Consider the following 3,009-nt stretch of genomic DNA (forward strand, 5'->3'; position numbering starts at 1 on the left):
CATGATGAGGAAGTCGGCTGTCGTGGGGTCGGCTCGATGATTGACGCGATGAAGGCGTGGAAGGTGCCGCCGCGCCTGTGTATCGTGGGGGAGCCGACGAGTATGGAAGCTGCAATCGGTCATAAAGGCAAGGTCGCGCTGCGGGTCATTTGCACAGGGCGGGGCGGCCATTCCTCGGCAGCGCCGCTGGCGTTGAACGCGATCCATCTGGCGATGGATTTCGCCGGGGCGGTGCGGGCGTTGCAGGCTCGGTTAGCGGTCGAAGGCCCGTTCGATCCGGATTATGACGTGCCTTACAGCACCCTTCACGTCGGGAAAATCCAGGGCGGGGTGCAGGTGAATATCGTTGCCAGTTCTTGCATCATTGATATGGAGACAAGGACGCTCGCCGGGCATGATCCGGCTGATCTGATTGCGGAGTTGGAAAGCGCGGCAGAGACGATCATCGCGCCCTTGCGTGCCGATTTTCCAGAGGCGGCGATAGAGATCGAACGGCTTTGGGACTACCCCGGCCTTGGAACTGCGCCGGATGCGGCAGTTGTGAGTTTTGTCAAAAGCCTGACCGGGGGCAATGCACATCTGAAAGTCGCCTATGGCACCGAAGGCGGCATGTTCGCGCAACGGCTTGGGGTGCCGGTGGTGGTGTGCGGACCGGGTTCGATGGCGCAGGGGCATATGCCCGACGAGTTTGTCGAACTGGCGCAGTTGCAGCGCTGTGAGGCGATGCTTTCGGCGTTGCTGGCGCGATGTGAAAAGGGATTCTGACGGGGGTTTGGATCCGGTCTTGTGGCAAGCGAAGGCAGGTATTTTTACCAAGATGAAATCAGGGGCGTCCCAAGGTTTGCAGCCGGGCGCGCGCCGCGTCATTCAGACGGTAGTGACCAGTGATCGGGAAGTCGAACAACCGGTCTTCCTCCCGCGCGCCTGCACCGATATTGTGCAGGACCAGTGGGTGGTCGCCCGCCATTTTGTCAGACAGGATGCCGATATGGGGCAGGTTTCCCGGCAACATCCATGTCACGATGTCACCCGGCCGATATGCCGAAGCGTCGGTGGAGTCCGGCAAGGCCGCACCGACCCGGCGCAGCAGGGTTTGCAGGTTCGGCACGCGGCGGTGGTCGATGTTGCGGTCGGTGGTTTTCATGCCCCATGTCTTTGGATAGGCGCTGAACGCGGCTTTCATGTCGCGGTTGGTGGCAAGTTGCAGATCAATACCCCAAGCCTCGCGCAGCGCGCGGATCACCACATCGGTACACACGCCACGTTCCGGCGCGACATCGCCTCCGGGAAAGCGCAGGCTTTGATAGCTGGGGTCATAGATCACTGTCACGCCGACCTGCCCGCGCGCGGCGGTGATCAGTGCCGGGTCAGCCTGAGCGGGCAGGACGAACAGCGCAAGCAAGCAGAGGGCATAGCGTTTCATCGCTCAAGGTTAGCCGCCGGCGGGTCGTGCCGCAATCGCTGCTCGCAGTCTGTGGTTTTGCCATGGCGGCTTTCCGCCACGCGGTCGCTGCGCTATGGAAGGGGCATGGCATTGAACCTGACCTCCATCGCGCAGATCGCCGACCTTGATTTCGATGATATCATCGACGTGCGCAGCCCTGCCGAATATGCCGAGGACCACATTCCCGGTGCGATCAACCTTCCGGTGTTGAGCGACGAGGAGCGCGCAAGGATCGGCACGATCTACAAGCAACAAAGCCCGTTTATGGCGCGCAAGATCGGCGCGGCACTGGTTGCGTCCAATGCGGCGCGGCATTTGCTCGGACCGCTGGCGGAGAAGGGGGGCGGCTGGCGCCCGCTGGTCTACTGTTGGCGGGGCGGTCAGCGATCAGGCTCATTCGCGACGATTTTGGCGCAGGTCGGCTGGCGGGTGGACCTGCTTGCCGGTGGGTACAAAACCTATCGCGCTTTGGTGGTGGCGGCGCTCTATGAGGCGGCGTTTCCCTGCCCGGTTCTGCTTTTGGATGGCAATACCGGATCGGCTAAAACCGACCTTCTGGCGCGGCTTTGTGCGCGCGGCGCGCAGGCGCTGGATCTTGAGGGGCTGGCACATCATCGCGGATCGCTGTTCGGCGCGATGGAAGGCGGCCAACCGAGTCAGAAGGCGTTCGAATCCGCGCTTGCTCTTGCGATCGGGCGGCTGGACCCTGAACGGCCTGTGGTGGTGGAGGCCGAAAGCTCCAAAGTAGGCGAATGTCGGGTGCCGCCGGGGCTTTGGAAGGCGATGGCCGCGGCGCCTCGGCTGGAGGTGGTGGCCCCGGTTGCCACGCGCGCGCGCTATCTCGTCAGCGCCTACGCCGATCTGGTGGAAGACCGCGCAAGGCTGGCGCATGTCATCAATCGTTTGCGCCCGGCCCATGCAGCGGAGCAGATCGACGCTTGGCAGGCTATGGCGCAATCCGGCGCATTTGAGCGTTTGGCCGAAGGGTTGATGACCGCGCATTACGACCCGCGGTACAACCGGCACCGGGCGCGACTGGAGCAGGGGGTGGAGGCGTTCGAAACCGAGAGCCTCGGCGATGCGGCGCTGGACCTGCTGGCGGATCGGTTGGCGGCGCGCGTCGACAGTCATGGGCAAACGCTTCGCCGGGTGCCGAAGTGATTTGGCTGGCGTCGCGATCACGGAACGGTTGATCGTGTTGGATGTGCTGCGGATCACAGCAGCGCCATTGTGATTGATACAAGTTTTTCAGCCAAAGCCCATTGATCCTGACGAAGGCGCCGCACATGATCGCAAAACACGAGAAGCGGGGGCAGCGCCATGCGGGTTTTCATCAATGGCTTTGGGCGGATCGGCCGATCTGTCCTGCGTGCCTATTTTCAGACCCCGGCGCATTGGCCGGGAACGGAGATCATCGGCATCAACGATATCGCGGCAGCACAAATGTGTGCCTATCTTTTTGAATTCGATAGCGTTTTTGGTCCTTGGCGCGGTGAGGTTGCGCTTGAGGACGGCGCGCTGCGGGTCAACGGGCACAGCATTCCGCTCCACCGTGTCAGCGATAT

Annotated in this window: 4 protein-coding genes; 3 read left to right on the top strand and 1 reads right to left on the bottom strand. The window is 62.4% G+C overall.

All coding sequences use genetic code 11. From position 1 onward, the window contains the following. On the top strand, window positions 1-765 hold a 765-nt coding region (locus tag L0H65_RS17350), incomplete at its 5' end, for a M20/M25/M40 family metallo-hydrolase (RefSeq protein WP_301460478.1). Window positions 766-823: 58 nt separating this feature from the next. On the opposite strand, the gene L0H65_RS17355 is transcribed toward L0H65_RS17350, so the two are convergent. Next, window positions 824-1,423 carry a DUF1287 domain-containing protein gene (locus L0H65_RS17355; protein WP_301460479.1) on the bottom strand — a complete coding sequence of 200 codons (600 nt, stop codon included), beginning with the start codon at window positions 1,421-1,423 and terminating at the stop codon, window positions 824-826. A gap of 105 nt (window positions 1,424-1,528) precedes the next feature. Here L0H65_RS17355 and mnmH point away from each other — a divergent pair, with 105 nt between their 5' ends. Together mnmH and L0H65_RS17365 are read left to right on the top strand one after the other, a co-directional pair. Continuing rightward, complete coding sequence (gene mnmH / locus L0H65_RS17360) at window positions 1,529-2,605, top strand: tRNA 2-selenouridine(34) synthase MnmH (RefSeq protein ID WP_301460480.1); 1,077 nt, start codon at window positions 1,529-1,531, stop codon at window positions 2,603-2,605. Between the two features lie 159 nt (window positions 2,606-2,764). Next, a partial coding sequence (locus tag L0H65_RS17365; RefSeq protein WP_301460481.1) for a glyceraldehyde 3-phosphate dehydrogenase NAD-binding domain-containing protein occupies window positions 2,765-3,009 on the top strand: 245 nt, incomplete at its 3' end.

This window comes from Pseudorhodobacter sp., from assembly GCF_030452865.1.
Lineage (GTDB): Bacteria > Pseudomonadota > Alphaproteobacteria > Rhodobacterales > Rhodobacteraceae > Pseudorhodobacter.